This is a genomic window from Arsukibacterium sp. UBA3155, from assembly GCA_002364615.1.
In the GTDB taxonomy this organism is placed as follows: Bacteria; Pseudomonadota; Gammaproteobacteria; order Enterobacterales; family Alteromonadaceae; genus Alishewanella.
In genome coordinates, this window is the sequence record DEYP01000028.1 from 1 (window position 1) to 16,661 (window position 16,661).

A 16,661-nucleotide genomic window follows, 5' to 3' on the forward strand; every position below is an offset into this window, starting at 1 on the left:
ACTGAAGCCTCCATGGCTTATAACGCCCGCCACACACGCGAGCAACTTGTTGCGAGTCGAGCGACCAACGGGCGCGTTTGTGCTGGCGATTGTTATATGCACATTAAACCAAAAAAACTAAGGATAGAAAAAATATTAAAATACAGAAGTTTAATACTAATGCGACCTTTATATTTATATAAACCACACCTCGCCATGCAAATGGATTATAAAGAAACTTCATTGCCTTCTTTTGACGTTGCCAATTAGAACTAAACACAACACCGTCAAATAGCTCAGTGGCAAGATCTGGGTCTGCTTTTTTAACTTGATACAGAACATAAACTTGTAACAGCACTGACCAAAGTGCTAGACCCAGAAGTATCAATGGTTCCATGAATTACACCCTAAAATATCAGTGCATATAACGCCGCGCACACGGGCGACAAAAACGCGGCAGCGGGTTTGGCGTCCCAGCGGCCAAAGGCCGCGAGTGCTGCGCTTTGTTATGTGCCTTAATTCTCAAAATCCTCAGGCTCAATGATATTGCTGCCCATGGTGACACCGACCATATAACGTGCACCATAAAGGCGATTTCCATCTATGACTGGTGCTAAGCTAAATATATATACCCAATGTGATCCTGCCCGGGGGGCACAATCAGATACTAAATTTATCGAAATGCTACTTACTGCAACCGAATCAAATCTAGAATAAAAACCGTTGGCCCAATTTTGTGCAATTAGAACGGCTGCATTTATCGGTAGGGGAGGATCGGATTCTCCAATTTCCCAAGCCAGAGCACCATCAAAGGTATTTGGCTTTACAAATAAACCTGTTTTTTTCCCATCTTGACCAGTACTAGACATGAATGGCGAGTCATTGCAGCCTTGCGCAAAGGAATGCATTGAAACTAAAAGAAGAAAAATTAAACTTGTTCGTAGCATGTTAGCTCCTTTGGCACATAACGCCCGCCACACACGCGAGCAACTTGTTGCGAGTCGAGCGCTAAAGGCGCGTTGTGCTGGCGATTGTTATGCCTGACTCGGACCAATCTCGATATTTAGCTTTTTCAATGATTAAAGGGACTTGTGATGCGAACCACTCTTTTTCTTTGGCTCCAAATGTCGTTTTACGCCCATTTAACCTGTAGTGATAAACAATAGAACCTTGGCGTTCTTTTATCGTGAGCTGATGTTTTCCGATGTTATCTGCAACAACTAACTCGATCTGAGTATTTTCGGGTAAAAATAATAGTTCTGTTTCTTCTGCGTTAAAACGAATTTCTTCTTTTATAACCCTAGAAGGGGCAGTGATATGTAAATAGAAATTTTCTTCATCTATTGTTTGGCGATGTCCTGGCCAAGTAATACATGCCGAAAGGGCAAGGCTTAGGCAAGCTAAAATAACTAATCGAAATTTAAGAAATACTGACATTTTCTTTCCCTGTTGTTGTTCCTGAGAGTGCCGATAATATTTCAACCGGCATAACGCTTTACTAATGGGCTGCCGCAGCGCAGCGTAGGCAGTCCCGTGGAGGCCACGCTGTTTGTGGCCGGAACGAAATTAAGTAACTTGTTATATGCCGATAAGCGAAGGATCATGCCATATATCCTCAACACCAGCAGCAACCAAAAACCTATATCCAGAAGGCAAGCCAAGATACTGTTCAACTTCCGGTAAGTACTTACTGATGTGACTCACGTGCAGAGGTTTAAAGAAATCTGCATCATCACTAAGTTCTTCACCACACCAAATATACCAACCACAAGTTCCATTTTCAGCTATGTGGCGCAGACCATTGATAGGAAATTTACCGATAGTTTCAATCGCAATACCTAGCTTATCGCCGCTGTTACAAGGCGCAAATTCCGCTTCAAATTTAGCGCAGATAGCTTGCTGGCTAACCATAACTTTCCTTAGGCATATAACGCCCCGCGCATGCGCGCGAACTTGTGAGCGTCGCAAGGGCCGAAGGCCCTGAATGACGCGGATTGTTATATTTTTTATGCTGCAAATTTCTTGGCGACCTTGGCAACACGCTGCCCTAGATAATTTGCTGTTACTAAATCGGTTGTATTTAGTTCGCCATCTGTAGAGTGCGCAATTAAGCCAGATTGAGCGCCAAGCCTGTTTCGCCCTTCAGCATCACAGTTACCTGGTATATCTAAACTCGCCCATAACATGCCATGTTGGTTTGCGAAAATTTGCATGTATTGAATGGTGTTTAACTGATCACCACTTAAATTTGAGCCAATGGTAAAACCGCTAGCAATTTTATTAGACCAAGCTTTCTCAGCCCAAAGATCACCCGTTGCATCAGCAAAAGCTTTGAATTGTGCCGATACACAACCCATAAATGTAGGTGAACCGAAAACCATTGCATCGACATTTTTGAGTTGCTCTATCAAGGCTAAGTTTTTAAAACGTCCATCAACAATATCCGTACCCACAATTTCAGCAAAAACAACATCAACCTCAGAGACCGAACGAATGCCCGAAGCTACTGCTTCAGCAAGCTTCTTTGTTGTGCCTGATGCCGAGTGAAAAATAATGGCGACCTTTACCACTTAACTATCCTTAAAAAATATAACAGCTTAGTAGTTTGTAACGAACACGCTTTCATGACATGTAAATTACATTCTATCTTTTGTAAATGAATTGAAGTTACCCAATAACTTACCGAATATCAACACATTTCTGGCGGAGTATCCGCTTTTGCTTTGGGAAAGCGTGGTTTCTGCTTGCGATTAACTTGCTAACAATTAATTCACTGACTACTGTATATATATACACTTATATTTAATTAACAGGTGTTGCTTATGACATCGCCATTTCTGCATTACATCGCTGAATTTATGTATGCCCGTCGTTATGCAAAAAGAACAGTAGAAGCGTATGTGTACTGGATTAAGTTTTATATTCTGTATCACAAAAAACAGCATCCGTCGGCGCTGTCTGAGCAAGACGTGGAAGGGTTTTTAAGCTATTTGGTTAATCAGCGCAACGTCGCGCCGCGAACTCAGGCTACAGCATTAAATGCACTGAGTTTCTTGTACAGCAAAGTTCTGCAGCAGCCGCTATCGCTTAATTTAAATTTTAATCGCTCTCAGGTCTCGCCAAAATTACCGGTGGTATTAACCCGTACCGAAATTGCTATGCTGTTAAAGGTAGTTGATCCTAAATATAAATTGCTTACCCAATTAATGTATGGCAGCGGGCTGCGGCTGATGGAGGCCGTTCGGTTACGGGTGCATGACATTGACTATGACTACTTATCAGTAATGGTATGGCAGGGTAAAGGCAATAAAAACCGGCGGGTAACTCTGGCGCCAGAGTTAGTGCCGGCACTTAAACAACAAAGCCAGTATGTTTTGCAGTACTTTCAGGCTGATCTGGAAAACCCTGAGTATAGCGGTGTCTGGTTACCTTTTGCGTTAGCCCGCAAAAACCCGGGCGCCCCAAGGCAAATTTGTTGGCAATACCTGTTTCCCTCTGGCAAGCTAAGTATTGATCCTGACAGCAAACTGCTTCGAAGACACCATCTGGATGAAACGTGTTTAAGACGGGAAGTTAAAATAGCCAGCAGAAAAGCCGGTATCTGCAAAAATGTTACCTGCCATACGCTACGCCACTCGTTCGCTACTCACTTATTAGAATCTGGCGCTGATATTCGTACTGTACAAGAGCAACTCGGTCATACAGATGTACGCACTACCCAGATTTACACCCATGTTCTGAAACAAGGCGCCAGTGGCGTGAGAAGCCCGTTGTCGTCCTTACTGTGAGGCTGACTCTTGGGCATTTTGCTGCTGTAGCGCCTCAAGCAGTTGCTCAAAACTGCGCTGCATAGCTGGTACATCAATATCAATTACGGTCTGCCAGCTATGACCAAAATCATCGGTACTTATAACATCACCCTCGTTACAGATCAGGTAAAGTGTCTGGTCATGCGTTAATTCAGGCAACAAGCCAGTACAATCTTCGCGCACCTGCCCCTGAGTCTGCCAGCTGCTTTTGCTGTTTAACGCCTGGCTCTGGTTGGTAACCAGGTGCATCTTACTATTTTTTTGTTCCTGTCGTACCCGACTTACCGTTACCAGAGTGCCATCGTCCAGTTTGGCGGGTAAACTGATTTCTGCCGCTCTGTCACCAAACAACCCTAAACTGCGATGTAATGACTGCCAGGTCTGTGCGCCATCGGTGCTAAACATCTGATCGCCCACACCGTCCCACTGACTTACCGCCAAACCTAGCAAACTGCCATCTTTTAACTGCGTCAGCTTGACCATGGCTTGAGACTTTTGCGCTGACCAAGCCTGTGCTGCAGGATCATACTGATGCAGCTGGCCGTCGTTCAACACTGCCAGGTTACCTTGCGGATTGATAAAAGCAAACACGCCACCGTACTGCACTAAAAAGGCAAACTCTTTACGCTTGAACTCACCTATCTGCTGCCAGGGGGTGGTTAAATCAGCAAACTGATAGAGGGTAAAGGCACTAGATGACTGCGTCATCGCATAAAAGCGGTCACCGCCTTGCTGCAGCCAGACAATCGCTTCGGATGAAGGAACTGGCTGCAACTGGGCCCATTGCCCAGCAGGCGAGTCGGCAATGAACAACTGGCCACGTTCTGCACCTACTGCAATTTTCTCTGCCGTATCCAGTACCGCCGAAAGCTGAGCATTAGTGGGTAATTTCACCTTACTCCAGCGGCCACTGTTATCCTGCCAGTGTAATAAACCAAAGCGCGCCATCAGTGCCCCTTTGCCGTGATGCTGCAGTGCCGCACTGCTGTTGCCCCAGGCATTTTGTTGAGATTGTTCAGCCAGTTGCTGTCGTAATTCCTGATACTGGTCATCCTGCCAGCCTTGCAATGCTGTGGTATCCAGCGAGGCAGTTAGTAACGGGTATTTGGCCGCCATGTAGTCTGATAAATTATTTTCCTCCATCCGGGTAACGTAGGCTTTGGCTGAACTACGATTGCTCCAAAAGCTTTCAGCCTTTACGTCCAGTAAGGGCTGAAACACCACCGTGCCCAAACTGGTTAACTGCCTGGCCGCCACATTGAATATGCCGCCCGCTGCCCATACTGGCATCTGAACCCAGGACGACATGTTGCCATCTGAATAGTAAGCATATAACGAGGTGATCATGTACTCACCCGCCGGCATACTGCCGACAAATAACTGGCTGCTAACCACCCCCTCCGCTGAGGGGCTAAGGGTATAAATATCCGGATCCCAATCCACCTTCGCCGGATCAAACTTTTTACCTTCTGCCGACGCTTTTGCTTTAGCTGTGTCAATCGCCAGTTGTTTTAGCTCGTCTTGGTTATCTAACCGTACGGCTATCACTTCAGTCCAGTTGCGGTGAAATTTTGATAAGCGGTCCGTGTTGTTAACCACTTGCAGCGCAACAACGCCGTGATCTGCAGTCAGGCCAGCAGTATCATTGATTCGGGTTGATTTAATTGATGTTGAGGCACATGCTGTCAGCAACATGGCCATGCCTATACCCATTATTTTCTTGATCATCCTGATTTCCCAAACCCTTTTTGATGTGTCTGATACAGTAAAACCCGCAGCAAGGCGGGTTTTACATAAGTTTGTAAAGTTTATATCAGCTTACATATTGCGCTGCAACTTTTCCGGTAACTCACACAGCACGCGCTATTTCCCCCTGGTCAACCTGACTCAGGCTGGATTGTTGCTTAATTACCCCAAATTTCAGTAACAAACTGCGGGTGATCAACAAACGGGTTGCGGTTACCCTGATACTGATAGGCCGCATCGTTACGATCACGCTCTTTCTGGCTGACCGGGTCCTGCTGATGCCACTGCTTTAAACGTTGTAGTAACCAGTTTTCAAACACCTGAGTGGTACTGCCATTTAAGGCGGCGTTGGCCTCGGTGCTGTTAGTTTGCCAGCTGGCAAGCTGGTCCTGATAGCGCGTGGCAATATAAAAATAGGCCCTGGCTACATCACCTTTAAACTCGTCTACCGGCTCAAACACCACGCCACTGTAACCGCTGCCGGCGGCTGCACTGCCAAGTTTAGAGCCATTAGTTGAGACGAAGCTGGCACTACCTACTTCACCGTAGGGGTAACTACTGCGTTTGGCATTTACAAAGCCATCGGTGGCAAAAATATGGTGAATGTCGGAATTCATCGGCTCTACTGCCCCACCAAACCAGCTGCGTGGAAAGCTGTGTTCGCGGTTGTAACAATCGGCTTCGCTGTTATAACTGCCGCATTGATTCACGCTGGCCGCATAGACGTAGCTGTCGGTTGCGCTGGGTTTTTCAGAGTATATATCTAAAATTGAGCCATCGTTTTCATAGTAGTTATCCAGCTCATACACATTGTAAAAGCCCCATATTGCACTATAACCCTGTGCAGTATGACTTTTAATAATGTTGTGCAATGCCGTTTTTAAATCATAACCGGTTAAGCCATTTGCCTCAGCGTAATAAGCGCCTAAATCAGCATTGCCGCCACTGCCGCCGCTGATAGTAAAAGTATGACTTTGCGATGTCGTAAAGCTACCACCGCTAAAGACATTTTGACCTGCCACACTCAGGCTGTAATTGCCGCTACCGTAGCTGCAACAAATGCCATCGCCATAGCTGTCATTAATGGTAAAGGTATAGTCACCTGCTGCCAGACACCACGACTGAGTATATTGGGTGTTACTGTTTAAGTTACTGTCACTGTATAAAATACCTGCGCTGGCTGAGTTTAGCTGCCAGCTGCTTTCCCCACCGTAATTATCGGTGTTAAGCACAAAGTTTGCGCTGGTATCGGCACAACTGGCGGGGGGGGCCTGGGTGGCGGGCTCAAAGTTATCAACATAAACCCGCTCTGAACCGTCAAAACCGCTGACATCGTAAAAACGCAGCCCAACTTCAATGGTACCGCTACTGGCCGCGGTATAGTTGTAATTTAAGGTTTGCCACTGGCCGGTTAACTGCTCGTTGGAATAGCCCTGATAGCCATTAACATAAAGCCGGGCTTTAATGTTACCTTCAGTATGATATACCGAGGTACTGAAGTTATAGCTCTGACCGGCATTAACGCTAACCAGCTGCCGAAAGTCAGTATTAGCTTGATCCGCGGTGTTAACTGTAATTAACGCAGCACTGTTGCCGCTTAGCTTTATGGTGCCCGACCGACTAACACTGATGCCACTGTCTGCCAGGGTCCAGCCTTCAGGCTGATCACCTGACCATTGTTCAAAACCGCCGTTGAGTATTGTTGCCTGCACCGGGTTGCTTAAGGTTGCCAGCAACCCTAATAAAATTATTATTTTTTTCATTTTTATTATTCCTGTCACGGCTGCAGTTAGGCAAAGCCGCGAGGCAAAACGCCCGTTGGGTAAGTCTGCCAGCTCAATCTGACATCGGCGCTACTTTACTGTAAAACCACTGCCTGAAAAAAGCACAATAATGAATTTTTTATGACATTGTTGCGCGCCAAAAGCGACCGCTTTTTCTGCTGTTTTACTGACTGTTGCGCTTTACCTGCTGCCACAGCGCTTCCATTTCCTCCAGGTTACTTTGCTGCGGGCTTTTACCTTGTTCGCTAAGTGCCTGCTCTACCCCGCGAAAGCGCTTCTCAAACTTACTGTTGGCAGCACGCAGCACCGCTTCCGGGTCAAGTTTATGTTTGCGCACCACATTAACCAGCGCAAACATTAAATCGCCCAGCTCTTCGCTAAGTTCGGGGCTACCCGCTGCGGTTTGCTCTACTTCCAGAATTTCTTCTTTTACTTTATCCCAGCAACCGTCTACCGTTGGCCAGTCGAAGCCGACTGTGGCGCAACGCTTTTGTAATTTGTTGGCACGGCTAAGTGCTGGCATCGCCTTTGGAATATTATCCAGCACACTATGCTGGCCAGCCTCTTTGCGCTCATTACTTTTTAACGCTTCCCACTGTTGCAGCACCGTTTCTGCAGTACCTGACGTGTTGGCATCACTCCCCTGACCAAACACATGCGGATGGCGCCGCTCTAATTTATCGCAAATGGCGGCGACACAGTCATCAAACTGAAAAAGCCCGTCTTCTTTAGCCAGCTGGGCATAAAACACCACCTGAAATAATAAATCGCCCAGCTCGTCTTTTAGCTCATCAAAGTTTTCGCGCGCGATGGCATCGGCCACTTCGTAAGCTTCTTCCAGGGTGTAAGGCACAATAGTGCTGTAGTTTTGCTTTAAATCCCACGGGCAACCGGTTTTGGGGTCACGTAAGGCGCTCATGATATTTAGCAGGCGCTGGATATTATCGGTCACACTACTCTCTTCTGATGTTTAAACTTCTGATATTTAACATGGCTTAATGGTGCAAGCGCTTCGCTTCCACCACTTCGTCAATCTGGCTCACTTTGCTCAGTAACTTGTTCAGCGAGTCGAGGTTATACAGCTCCAGCGTCATATTAATGACTGCCGTTTGCGCTTTAATGTCTGAACTGCTGCTCATTTTAGTCACGTTAGCTTTTTCATTGGCCAAAATGCTGGTGATATCACGCAGCAAGCCGTTGCGGTCGTGCGCCACAATCCGGATATCGACTTCATAGCCCGAGGCATATTTGTCGCCCCAGGTAGCATCCACTACCCGTTGCGGCATGCTGTCCTGCAGGGTTTTAAACTGGTCACAGTCATCACGGTGAATGGCAATACCACGGCCCTGGGTAATAAAGCCAATAATGGCGTCCCCCGGCAACGGCTGACAACAACCGGCCATATGGGTCAGCAGGTTACCCACACCCTGCACCACCACGTCGCTTTTGCTTTTGGCTGCCGGCAGCGGTTTGGTTTTAAGCCGCGGGTCAATTTCCGGCAACTCCAGCTTGCCGCTCTGGCTTTGAATAAAGTGCACCACCTGGGTTACTTTAATTTCGCCGCCACCAATGCCAACTAACAGCTCGTCCATTGAATTTACATTAAAGCGGCTTAGTACCTTGGCCGGGTATTCCATTACCAGATTTAAGCGGGTCAGCTCCGTGTCCAGCAGCTCTTTACCCGCCGCCAGATTCTTATCGCGGTCTTGCAGCCGGAACCAGTACTGCACTTTCGAGCGGGCCCGGCTGGATTTTAAATAGCCTAAGTTCGGGTTTAACCAGTCGCGGCTCGGGTTAGGCTCGCGCCCGGTTAAAATCTCTACCTGATCACCGGTTTTTAGCTGATAGGTAAAGGGCACAATACGGCCGGAAATTTTCGCACCTATGCAACGATGGCCAACGTTAGAATGCACATAGTAGGCAAAATCCAGCGGGGTAGAGCCAATGGGTAAATCGACAATGTCGCCCTTGGGCGTAAACACATACACCCGATCTTCAATCACCTGAGTACGCAGCTCTTCGGCTAAATCGGTACCGGCTGAGTCCGTGCCATCGACCACGTCTTCCTGCCATTGCAGTAATTTGCGCAGCCAGCCAATTTTTTCATCATTGGCCACCACTTTATTACTGCCAACGGCCCCCTCTTTATAACGCCAGTGCGCTGCCACGCCAAGCTCAGCATCTTCGTGCATTTGCCGGGTACGAATTTGTATTTCTACTGCGCGGCCCTGCGGCCCCAGCACCACGGTATGAATAGACTGATAGCCATTTTGTTTCGGGGTGGCAATGTAGTCGTCAAACTCTTTGGGTAAATGGCGCCAGCCGGTATGTACTATGCCCAGCGCACCATAACAATCCTGTACCCGCTCGGTAACAATCCGTACCGCGCGAATGTCAAACAGCTGGTCGAAACTCAGCTGCTTTTTCTGCATCTTTTTCCAGATACTGAAAATATGCTTGGGCCGGCCGTATACCTCAACGTCCAGTTTGGCAGCTTGCATTTTCTGGCGTACTGAACCGACAAAATCCTGCATATAATGTTCTCGGTCCAGCCGTTTTTCTTCCAGCAAACTGGCCACCTGTTTATAAACACCAGGGTGCAGATAGCGAAAGGCTAAGTCCTCTAATTCCCATTTCAACTGGCCGATACCCAGCCGGTTGGCTAAGGGTGCAAAAATGGCGTTGGTTTCTTTGGCGGCCAGTACCCGGGTTTCTTCATCGGCATCTTTTACCTGGCGTAAATAACAAATCTGCGCGGCCAGCTTTAACACCACCGCTCGCACATCTTCCACCATGGCCAGCAGCATTTTTCGTAAATTATCGGCCTGCTGCGGGTTAACACTCTGGTTGGCGCCGGTAGGAATGGTGCGGATAGCATCCATTTGCTGCACCGAATGCAGCAGGCCTAGAATGGTCGGGGTAAACTCTGCTGCCAGCTTTTCTTCATTGAGCAAGTGCGCGTCAAAGGCCGGAAACAATAAGGCGGCGAGCAGGGAGTCATGGTCCATTTTCAGGTCGGCCAGAATTTCGACTTTTTCCCAGCCGGTTCGCACCTGGACAATATCGTCATCTAAACCTTGCTGTTTCAGCCAGGCCCCGCAATTGAGCAAGGCGTTAATCTTTTTCTCAGTCAACCCCAGCGAACACAGCCATTCCAGCGTATCACCGCCGTGATAGCCACTACTATGAGATTGACGAACCCTGACCATGAAAACCCCTTATTCTTATGCCGAAGCGCTTTTAAATGAAGCACTAAATAACGCCATCAGTTCAAGATGGCTGGTATGCGGAAACATATCAATGGCAGATAATTTTTGCAGCTGATACCCCTGACTAAGCAATACGCTGGCATCGCGGGCAAAGGTAGCAGCGTTGCACGACACGTACAATATCTGTGCCGCTTTAAGCGCGGCAATTTGCTCTATTGCGCCCTTTGCCCCGGCCCGGGCCGGGTCCAGCACAACTTTAGTGTAGCGCTGGGCGCGCCAGGGCGCATCGGGCCAGGGTAAATGTAAATCGGCCTGCGCAAAGCTGGCATTGTTAAGACCATTAAGTTTGGCATTGGTTGCTGCTTGTTGCACCATCCTGGCCACACCTTCTATGCCCTGCACCGTTTTGGCATAGCGGGCCAGTGGCAAACTGAAATTACCCATACCTGCATACAAATCCAGAATAGTGTCATCTGCGTTAACCTTAAGCCAGGCCAGGGCCTGAGTCACCATTTGCTGGTTTACCGCTTCATTAATCTGAATAAAATCGCCAGGCTGAAATTGTAAATCAATTTGCTGCTCTGTCAGGGTATAGTCTGGTACGGGCGTATCTGCCTGCCAGGGTTGCAAGCTATCATTACCCTCGTCGCCCAGAAAATAGGCCTCTGGCCAGCATTGCACGAAGCTTTGCTGCTGCGCCGCCGTTAACGGCTTAACATGGCGCACCACCACATAAGGCCGCTGGTTAGCGCTAAATAGCTCAAGATGGGTCACGGCAGCAGGATCAGGTAGCGCCTTGATCACCGGGGGTAGCAACGTAAGGGCCGGTGTCAGCAGCGGGCTTAACATGCTGCACTCGCTGATTGCACTGATATTTTTGCTGCCTTCGGCCCGAAAGCCGACGCTAAGCTGGCGTGTTTTTTTATCATACCAGACACCCAGTCTGGCTTTACGCCGGTAATGCGTATCCGGGCCACTTAACATCGGCTGCCAGGGCAGTGCAGCCAGCCCGGTCTGATGGCGGATAAGCTGGTCAATGCCCTGCTGTTTTAAGCGGGCTTGCTGGTCATTATCCAGATACTGCAGCTGACAGCCGCCGCACTGATTAAAATGCGGGCAAAACGGTACTTGCCGCTCAGCTGCCGGGGATAGTACTTTGCTGGTGCGGGCTTTAATATAGCCAGGCTTATCTTCCAGCACCCGTGCCTGCACCTTTTCACCTGGTAAAGCGCCGCTGACAAAAGCGATTTTTTGTTTATAACGGCTCAGGCCATTAACTTCATAATCTGTGCTATCGATATCCAGGGTCAGGGTTGCGCCGACCAGGCTGGCTTTAGCCTTTGCTTTATATAGTGTTACCATCTGCGCTCTGTATTGTAGGCAAGTAGAAATTGTTATGTCATTATGGGCGGGCCCGCAACTATTGTAACAAGCTCTGGCCCGAATGACGAAAATTGCGTTACGTTACTGGATATTACTTTTTGCCCTTTTGCCGGCCACCCTGGCCAGTATTGGTCTGGGCAGCTACTTTGCATACAATAAAGAAGCAGAGTTACACCGTAACCTGGCCACACAGGCGAGAAATATAGCAGTGCCTCTGGCCTTAAGCAGCGAAACGTATCTGGCAGATGGTAACCTTGCTGCCATTGAAGCGCTATTAAATACCAGCCATCGCCTTAATTCGCCGGTGCTGAGTAATATTGTGCTGTTTGCTGCTGATGGCGAAATTATTGCCAGCAGTAACCCGCAATACCACGCTGCAGCCTATCCTAAACCTGAGCCGCAACGCGGCGTGGCAGCCGGGCAGCTGGTGCCGTTTGAGCACAGCTTGCTAACGTATCAGTCGTTACGTTTTAACCGCAACGAGCCTGCTGCAGGGCCTTATATTCTGCTGCATCTGCAGAACGAGCATATTTTGCTGCAACAACAGCGCTATAAGTTGCATGTGGCCATTGTCGTGGCAGCGGTTATTATGCTGTGTATTATTTTCAGCCAGTTTGTCCGTCACAAAATACAGCCGATGCTCAGCCGCTTGCAGTTACAACTGCAACAGGTGCAAGCCGGTCAGTATCAGCAGCAAACCAACACCTCTGGTATTAAAGAGCTTGATCAGATCCAGCGCAGCATTAACCAACTGAGTGAACAACTCAGCTCGCTCGAGCAGGAAATGCAGCACAATATTGAACAAGTCACCAGTGATCTGCAGCTGAGTATGGAGCAGCTGGAAGTGCAGAATATTCAGCTCGATTTTTCCAGGCGCAAAGCAGTAGAGGAAAATCGGCAGAAATCTGAGTTCCTGGCAAAAATGAGCCACGAACTGCGCACACCGCTAAATGGCGTTATAGGCTTTACCAGACAGTTATTAAAAACGCAGCTCAGTGCCAATCAACACGACTATCTTAGCACCATCCAGAAATCCGCCAACAGCCTGTTGCACCTGGTAAACGATGTGCTGGACTTCTCCAAGCTGGAAGAAGGCCGGATGTCAATTAACCCCGAGCCGTTTTCATTGCGTGATTTGCTTAACGATGCTACGGAATTACTGGCTGCCAACGCTTTTGATAAACACCTTGAACTGGTGATAATGATTGATAATGGCTGCCCGGACGATTTGATTGCCGATCCGGGCCGGCTCATTCAGGTTCTGATGAATATTGCCGGTAATGCCATTAAATTTACGGAGCATGGCAGTATTGTGATCCGGGTTAGCGCCACCTTACTGAATGAGGACCAGCTTATTTTGCACTGTTCCATTCAGGACACCGGCCGGGGCATCAGCGAAGATAAACAAAACCAGTTGTTTCAGGGGTTCACCAGCAGCCAGCCTGAAGATCACAATAGTGGCTCTGGCCTGGGTTTGATGATTTCCCAGCGCCTGGTGCAGGCTATGGGGGGCAACATTGGTTTTGAAAGTAAAGCGGCAGAGGGCTCGACCTTCTGGTTTACCATAAAATGCCAGCGCCATCATTTATCAGTGGCTGAGCCACTGCCTATTGAGGTGCTTGAGGGCAAAAGCCTGCTGTATTTTGAACCACAACAATATTCACGCGAAGCGACCCTTGGCCTGCTGCATAGCTGGGGCTTGCAGGTAACAACCTGCGCCACCAAAGGGCAATTGCAACAAGCGTTGAATCATGGACAGCACTACGATATCGGCTTGATTGGCCGGGCTATCGCCATAAACCAGGTTAATCAGGTTATTAACCTGGTGCAGCAAATTCAGCCAAGCTGCCATTACACTTATTTACTGGTTAACACCTTATCACCGAATTTGCGTGAAGCCATGCTGGCTTCGGGTGCCAACGCCTGTTTGCCCAAACCCACCCATCAGCGTAAATTGGCCTTCGCCCTGGCGAAACCCTATCTGGATCAGGCGAAAAACCTGCCAGTACCGGTTATTCAGCCCCGCGCGGCGTTAAAAGTGCTGACGGTTGATGATAACGAAGCCAACCTGAAACTGATCAATACCTTGCTCACCGAACTGGTAGAGCAGCTGGAATCGGCCACCAATGGCGCAGATGCCTGGCAAAAAGCGACCCAGCATGTGTATGACGTTATATTTATGGATATCAATATGCCGGTGATGGATGGGATTAACGCCTGTCAGCGGATCCGGCAGAGCTCGTTAAATGAGCATACGCCAATTATTGCTGTAACCGCTCATGCGGTCGCCGGAGAGCGCGCCCGTTTACTGTCGTTAGGTTTTAACGAATTTTTAAGTAAACCACTGGATGACAAAATGCTGCATTACACCCTGCAGGAATTTTGCCCGCTTGTAGCACAGTCTGCGTTATCATCCGAAACCGAGACGGCAGCAGAGCAGCCGCAAAGCGTGGCTATAAGTGATGCTAAAAGTGATGCTAAAAGTGATGCTAAAAGTGATGCTAAAAGTGACGCTACGAATCTGATCGACTGGCAGGTAGGGTTGCAACGGGTCGGGGGTAAACCTGAGTTGGCTAAAGACATGCTGCAAATGTTGTTAGCCAGCCTGCCGCAAACGCAGCAAGCGTTAAATGCCGCTATTGCTGCCAACGACAATGATCAATTGCTGCAGCTTATCCATAAATTGCATGGTGCCTGCTGCTACACCGGCGTGCCGGCGTTAAAAAACCTGGCAGAAACGCTGGAGACCCAGCTTAAAACCGGCACTGATATCCAGCAACTGGAACCCGAGCTGTTTGAATTGGACGATATTTTAAGCGCGTTATGCCAGCTGGACAGCGACTGGCTGGCTAAGATTGACTTTCCAGAATAACGGTTGCCATTGCGTAGGCTTGCTCGTCACTTAATGACAACCAGCAATGACTCACCCCTAAACGCGCTGCCAGCTCAGCAGCAAAGCCGCTAAAGGTTAGCTCGGGCCGGCCATGCTGATCATTGCTGATTTCAATGTGCTGAAACGACACCCCGCGACCAATTCCGGTGCCAAGCGCTTTGGCAGCAGCTTCTTTGGCGGCAAAGCGTTTGGCAAAGTACCGGCTGGCTAATGTTTGACTGGCTAGGGTATGACGTGAAAACTGCTGTTGCTCAGTTACCGTTAATACCCGTTTTATCAAGCCTGGCGAGCGCAGCAGGCTTTGCTCTATCCGGCTAATTTCAACAATATCGGTACCTAAGCCAATTATGGCCATTAGCGTCTGGCCTCAACCATTAATCGCTTCATCTCTGATACCGCCCCGGCCAGACCACTGAAAATAGCCCGGGCAACAATAGCATGTCCAATATTAAGCTCGTACATCTGCGGAATAGCCGCTATCGGCTGCACATTGTGGTAATGCAAACCATGACCGGCGTTAACGGTAATGCCAAGTGATGCGGCATAGGCGGCAGCTTCGGTTATCCGGCTAAGTTCGCCCTGTTGCACCTTGTGATCTGTCGCCTCGGCATAACGGCCGGTATGGATTTCGATAAAGGGCGCACCACATTCGGCGGCGGCATCTATCTGAGCGTGGTCAGCGTCGATAAATAACGACACCAGAATATTGTCTGCTGCTAACTGACTGACGGCGTCTTTCATTCGACTAAGCTCTCTGGCAACATCTAAACCGCCTTCGGTGGTCAGTTCCTGGCGTTTTTCAGGGACTAAGCAACAGAACTGCGGTTTTAGCTTACCGGCAATGCCCAGCATTTCGTCGGTAACCGCCATTTCAAAATTAAGCCGGGTGCTCAGGCTCTGGCGTAATAAAAAGACATCACGGTCAATAATATGACGCCGATCTTCGCGTAAATGCACCGTTATACCATCTGCTCCTGCCTGCTCTGCCACCAATGCGGCATGCAAGGGTTCCGGGTAACTGGTACCGCGGGCCTGACGTAATGTAGCCACGTGATCGATATTGACACCAAGATAAATAGGGCTCATAACGGCTCCGGTTTTAAATAACTGATTAGAATGACAGCTTATACTTGTGCAATCCGCTAAGGGTTTAGCCGAGCGCGTTAAATAACGCTCTGCTGTGCAGCGGTTTATCACCCAATAAGGGTGCTAGCAACTGCCGGCTGACTTGCTTGGCTACCTTCAGCGCATCAGTATGCTGCCAGTTATTCTGGCCAATGGCCTGCAGTACCGTGCCAGACCAACCGCGGCCAGCGACCACAAAACCTTGCTCCGGCTGCCATAAATATTGTAAATCTGCTAGCAGTGGTGCGCCATCAGCAGCATGTTGCCAGTCTATCTGCAGCCCCAGTTCAGTAAGCAGTGAAAACTCAAACTCGCGCAAACAGGGTTCCAGCATCTCTGGGGTGTGCTGTGCTTGCTCCAGTGCGACCAGACTATGCTGATAATGATCAAATAACTGCTCTGCCGCCATGTCATCTGGCCACAGCCGGCAAATAAGCTCGTTAAGGTAAAGCGCACTGAACAAAAATTTACCGTTAAAGCGCACCGCAGGGGCCAGTTCATCTAACGTTGTCACCGTTTTTAAACTGCTGCGACCGCTTAGGGCCACCGTAAACAGCTGAAAGGGCTGCAACGCAAAGCGTTGTTTTCCCTGCCGTTTTCTGATGACTGCTGACACTCTGCCCTGCTCTGGCATTAACAGCTGCAGCAGCAGCTTATTATCCTGAAATGGCCGGCTATGTAAAATATAAGCGGGACATAGCGGCTGCATCTGGCTAAACCTTAATCTTCACAA

The 16,661-nt window shown here is 48.7% G+C and carries 15 protein-coding genes; 3 read left to right on the top strand and 12 right to left on the bottom strand.

The genetic code is table 11. The annotated features are described in order from the left end of the window. On the top strand, positions 1-249 hold a 249-nt coding region (locus tag B2X65_RS15150; RefSeq protein ID WP_290614008.1), incomplete at its 5' end, for a hypothetical protein. Between the two features lie 245 nt (positions 250-494). Here B2X65_RS15150 and B2X65_RS15155 read toward each other — a convergent pair. The 4 genes from B2X65_RS15155 to B2X65_RS15170 form a co-directional block, all read right to left on the bottom strand. Beyond that, positions 495-926 carry a hypothetical protein gene (locus B2X65_RS15155; RefSeq protein ID WP_019676041.1) on the bottom strand — a complete coding sequence of 144 codons (432 nt, stop codon included), beginning with the start codon at positions 924-926 and terminating at the stop codon, positions 495-497. A 61-nt stretch (positions 927-987) separates the two neighbouring features. Then, complete coding sequence (locus tag B2X65_RS15160; RefSeq protein ID WP_290614011.1) at positions 988-1,416, bottom strand: hypothetical protein; 429 nt, start codon at positions 1,414-1,416, stop codon at positions 988-990. A 141-nt stretch (positions 1,417-1,557) separates the two neighbouring features. Next, positions 1,558-1,890, bottom strand: coding sequence for an immunity protein Imm33 domain-containing protein (locus B2X65_RS15165; RefSeq protein ID WP_290614013.1), 333 nt, complete (start codon positions 1,888-1,890; stop codon positions 1,558-1,560). A 95-nt stretch (positions 1,891-1,985) separates the two neighbouring features. Then, a complete protein-coding gene (locus B2X65_RS15170) occupies positions 1,986-2,549 on the bottom strand; it encodes a flavodoxin family protein (RefSeq protein ID WP_290614015.1) in 564 nt (187 codons plus the stop codon). A gap of 252 nt (positions 2,550-2,801) precedes the next feature. Here B2X65_RS15170 and B2X65_RS15175 point away from each other — a divergent pair, with 252 nt between their 5' ends. Next, positions 2,802-3,767 (top strand): integron integrase, encoded by a 966-nt coding sequence (locus B2X65_RS15175; RefSeq protein WP_290614017.1) that lies wholly within the window; start codon positions 2,802-2,804, stop codon positions 3,765-3,767. Here the strand turns inward: B2X65_RS15175 and B2X65_RS15180 are convergent. The 5 genes from B2X65_RS15180 to rlmD form a co-directional block, all read right to left on the bottom strand. Further along, complete coding sequence (locus tag B2X65_RS15180) at positions 3,759-5,516, bottom strand: hypothetical protein (RefSeq protein ID WP_290614019.1); 1,758 nt, start codon at positions 5,514-5,516, stop codon at positions 3,759-3,761. The genes B2X65_RS15175 and B2X65_RS15180 overlap by 9 nt on opposite strands. A gap of 176 nt (positions 5,517-5,692) precedes the next feature. Further along, positions 5,693-7,297 carry an endonuclease gene (locus B2X65_RS15185; protein WP_290614021.1) on the bottom strand — a complete coding sequence of 535 codons (1,605 nt, stop codon included), beginning with the start codon at positions 7,295-7,297 and terminating at the stop codon, positions 5,693-5,695. Positions 7,298-7,481: 184 nt separating this feature from the next. After that, positions 7,482-8,270 (bottom strand): nucleoside triphosphate pyrophosphohydrolase, encoded by a 789-nt coding sequence (gene mazG / locus B2X65_RS15190; RefSeq protein ID WP_290614023.1) that lies wholly within the window; start codon positions 8,268-8,270, stop codon positions 7,482-7,484. Between the two features lie 43 nt (positions 8,271-8,313). After that, on the bottom strand, positions 8,314-10,527 hold the full coding sequence (relA, locus tag B2X65_RS15195; RefSeq protein ID WP_290614025.1) for a GTP diphosphokinase: 2,214 nt from the start codon (positions 10,525-10,527) through the stop codon (positions 8,314-8,316). Between the two features lie 15 nt (positions 10,528-10,542). Next, the gene (gene rlmD / locus B2X65_RS15200; protein WP_290614027.1) at positions 10,543-11,889 is read right to left on the bottom strand and encodes a 23S rRNA (uracil(1939)-C(5))-methyltransferase RlmD; all 1,347 of its coding nucleotides are present in this window, start codon (positions 11,887-11,889) and stop codon (positions 10,543-10,545) included. 82 nt (positions 11,890-11,971) lie between these two features. On the opposite strand from rlmD, the gene B2X65_RS15205 reads away from it, so the two are divergent. Then, entirely contained in the window at positions 11,972-14,782 is a 2,811-nt protein-coding gene (locus tag B2X65_RS15205; RefSeq protein ID WP_290614028.1) for a response regulator, read from the top strand. Here the strand turns inward: B2X65_RS15205 and acpS are convergent. The 3 genes from acpS to recO form a co-directional block, all read right to left on the bottom strand. Beyond that, positions 14,760-15,158, bottom strand: coding sequence for a holo-ACP synthase (acpS, locus tag B2X65_RS15210; protein WP_290614030.1), 399 nt, complete (start codon positions 15,156-15,158; stop codon positions 14,760-14,762). The genes B2X65_RS15205 and acpS overlap by 23 nt on opposite strands. After that, complete coding sequence (pdxJ, locus tag B2X65_RS15215) at positions 15,158-15,889, bottom strand: pyridoxine 5'-phosphate synthase (protein ID WP_290614032.1); 732 nt, start codon at positions 15,887-15,889, stop codon at positions 15,158-15,160. Before pdxJ ends, acpS begins: the two co-directional genes overlap by 1 nt. Before the next feature lie 64 nt (positions 15,890-15,953). Beyond that, positions 15,954-16,637: a DNA repair protein RecO gene (gene recO, locus B2X65_RS15220; protein ID WP_290614034.1), complete on the bottom strand. Its 684-nt coding sequence runs from the start codon at positions 16,635-16,637 to the stop codon at positions 15,954-15,956. Between the last annotated feature and the right edge of the window lie 24 nt (positions 16,638-16,661).